Source organism: Thermodesulfobacteriota bacterium, from assembly GCA_036482575.1.
Lineage (GTDB): Bacteria > Desulfobacterota > GWC2-55-46 > GWC2-55-46 > JAUVFY01 > JAZGJJ01.
On sequence record JAZGJJ010000001.1, the window covers coordinates 1 to 2,580 of the forward strand.

Here is a 2,580-nt window from a genome sequence, read left to right on the forward strand (position 1 = left end):
GGCGGCGCGCCTGCGCTCAAGCTCCTTACGGAGCGCGCCGACGCGCCGCTCCCTCTCGCTGGCGGCCTCCTCGCGGGCCCGTGTCCTTACGGCCTCCGCCCGCTCCCCGGCCTCCCGGAGGATGGTCTCCCGCACCCTCGAACTCTCCTCTTCGAGGGTCTTTATGAGCTCATGTTGTCCCATACGTCTCCATTGCCGTGATGCGTGTGCGTTTTTGTTTTAAAGTTTTTCCGCATCACGCATCACGAGTTTTTCTACCCGAGTATCCAGAAGGCTATGACGAAGCCCAGGAGCACCATTGTCTCGGGTATTGCCACGAGCAGTATGATGCTTCCGAGGAGCTCGGGTTTTTCGGCGAGCGCTCCCGCGCCCGCAGCACCTATTCTACTCTGCGCCCAGGCCGTGGCTATCGCCGGGAGCCCTATGGCCAACGCGGCCGCTATGGCTATCAGACCCTGTTCCATGTGTCACCTCCGTGAGTTTAGTGTTACTACTTTATACAGCAAGGTTCCGTTCCCTCATCGTTTTACGCATCACGCACACGCATCACGGCATCTTTACTACCTCTTCTTGAACGGCTCATACCGCCTCCCCCCACCCTCATAGAACTTACTCAAAAACTCCACGTACTGCAACCTCATCGACTGTATCGTCGGGCTCAGGATGCTGAGGAACAGGTTAAGCAGGTGTATCAGCAAGGCCGCGATTATCCCGACGAAGAGGCTCCCGGTAAGCCCCGCGACCTTATTGGCGGCCACGGCCATCACCACCGAGGCCGTGCCGACGGCCATGATACGCACGTACGACAGGATGTTCCCTATGGCGCGGACGAGCTCCAGCGGCCCTATGAGCCCCTCCACGGCCACGAGCACCACGAAGGAGACGACCAGCACCACGAGCCCCGGCGTCATAAGCCCCTCGGGCAGATACTTCATGGAAATGCCTATGAGCATTACCGAGGAGACGACCAGCACCAGATAGGAAAACTTTCCCACGGCCTCCCTCGCCATGCCCCTGTGCATATAGTTCACGATGCCTATCAGGAGCCCGAGCACCACGTGGCCAAACCCTATGCCGAGCGAGAGCACCATGAAGGTGGTTAAAGCCCTCATCCTGTCGAAGAGTATCGGGTGCATGATGCCGAGGGTCTCGCCGAGGTCCCCGAAGAGCTCTCCGAAGAGTACGCCGAAGATAACAGCCGTTATGCCGCAGACGGAAAGTATCTCGAAGAAGTCGCGCAGCGTCTCCCTCTCCCTGAAACGGCGTCTCAGGTAAAGGCCGAGCGCCAGGATTATAAGGCCGTACCCGACGTCCCCCACGATAAGGCCGAAGAAGGCCGGGAAGAAGAGCGCTATGTATGGGGTCGGGTCCACCGAGCGGTACCTCGGCGTGGGCATCGCCCTGATGAAGACCTCGAAGGGTTTCAGCCACCGGGGGTTTTTTATGTAGACCGGGACTATCTCTTCTTCTTCGGCCTTTATCTCCAACTCCCTTACGAGCACCTTCCCCTTGAAGAGGTTTCCGAACTCCTCCTTCATGGCGGACGTCATGTCCTTCGGGGCCCAGCCCTCTATGACGAAGCAGAACTTCGTCTCCGCGCAGTAGGGGAGCACCCCTATCTCGTCTATGGCGTCCTGTAAGGCGTTCCTGAGTCCCTCGACCACGCCGTACCACCGGGTGGAGAGCGAGGCTATGTCGCCCTCGACCCGGCCGACGAGTCCGGGTATCTCCTCCTTCCTGCGGGTCATGCGCGTTATGGCCTCGATAAGCGCTATATCCTCATACTCGCCGGGGAGCCGTATCTCGTTTATGCCCTCGCCGAGCACGAGATAGCGGACGCGCTCGGCGAACTTCTTCGGGTAGGCGATGACCACCCCGAGCGTGGCCTCGTCAACGGGCCTCGTGTATATCTCGTACTTGCCGGAGGTTATCTTCTCGAGCTCTCCTTCGAGAAGCGAGAGGACGTCCTGCCGGGTCCTGTCCATGGTAAGGCCGAGTATGTCGAAGTTCTTGAGCCCCCCGAGCCTGGAGACGACCGGGGCGAAGCCCCGGAGCACCTTCTCGTACTTCTCTATGCCGGAGAGCTCTTCGGTTAGCTCTTCTTTCCTGGCGTGAAGGGCCCGCACCTCGTCCTCGACCGGACGGAGCTCCTCGAGGAACTCCTTTATCTTCTCCGGCGCTATCTCCGCTGGGGCTGCCGCCGCCGGGACCGTTAGGAGGAAGAGGAGGTTCTTTATTCTCTCGAACGCCCTCTCGAAAAAGTCCTTTTCCTTCACTTTATCGACTTCGAGCGGGAGCCTCTTCAAGATCCCCTCGGTGACGCTCTCTACCGGGACGGTCTCTATGTGGAGTACCGAAAGGGCGTGGAGCGCGCGGATACATTCGTCGAGGAGGGACCTCGGGCCGATTATCTGGAGCTTGCTCATCTCCTTTATCATAGAGAAACTCCCCTAAGCCGAGGAGCCGCCGCGCTTGCCCCCCCCGGCCCCCTTACTGCCCCCTTTACCATCGATACCATCCGCACCCCCCGCACCCCCCTCACCCCCCTCACCATCGGTAAGAAGTTTCAAGGCAAGGGCC

Annotated in this window: 3 protein-coding genes; all 3 read right to left on the reverse strand. The window is 59.9% G+C overall.

Going from position 1 to position 2,580, the window contains the following annotated elements; genetic code table 11:
- The coding region (locus tag V3W31_00005) for a hypothetical protein (GenBank protein ID MEE9613319.1) at positions 1-183 on the reverse strand (183 nt) is incomplete at its 3' end.
- Positions 184-254: 71 nt separating this feature from the next.
- Positions 255-464 (reverse strand): ATPase, encoded by a 210-nt coding sequence (locus V3W31_00010; protein ID MEE9613320.1) that lies wholly within the window; start codon positions 462-464, stop codon positions 255-257.
- Positions 465-560: 96 nt separating this feature from the next.
- Entirely contained in the window at positions 561-2,438 is a 1,878-nt protein-coding gene (locus V3W31_00015; GenBank protein ID MEE9613321.1) for a V-type ATPase 116kDa subunit family protein, read from the reverse strand.
- Positions 2,439-2,580 lie beyond the last annotated feature (142 nt).

Bases quoted from the DNA above. Each gene is read 5' to 3' on its own strand.
- V3W31_00015 (MEE9613321.1), bottom strand. From the start codon at position 2,438: ATGATAAAGGAGATGAGCAAGCTCCAGATAATCGGCCCGAGGTCCCTC.
- V3W31_00010 (MEE9613320.1), bottom strand. From the start codon at position 464: ATGGAACAGGGTCTGATAGCCATAGCGGCCGCGTTGGCCATAGGGCTC.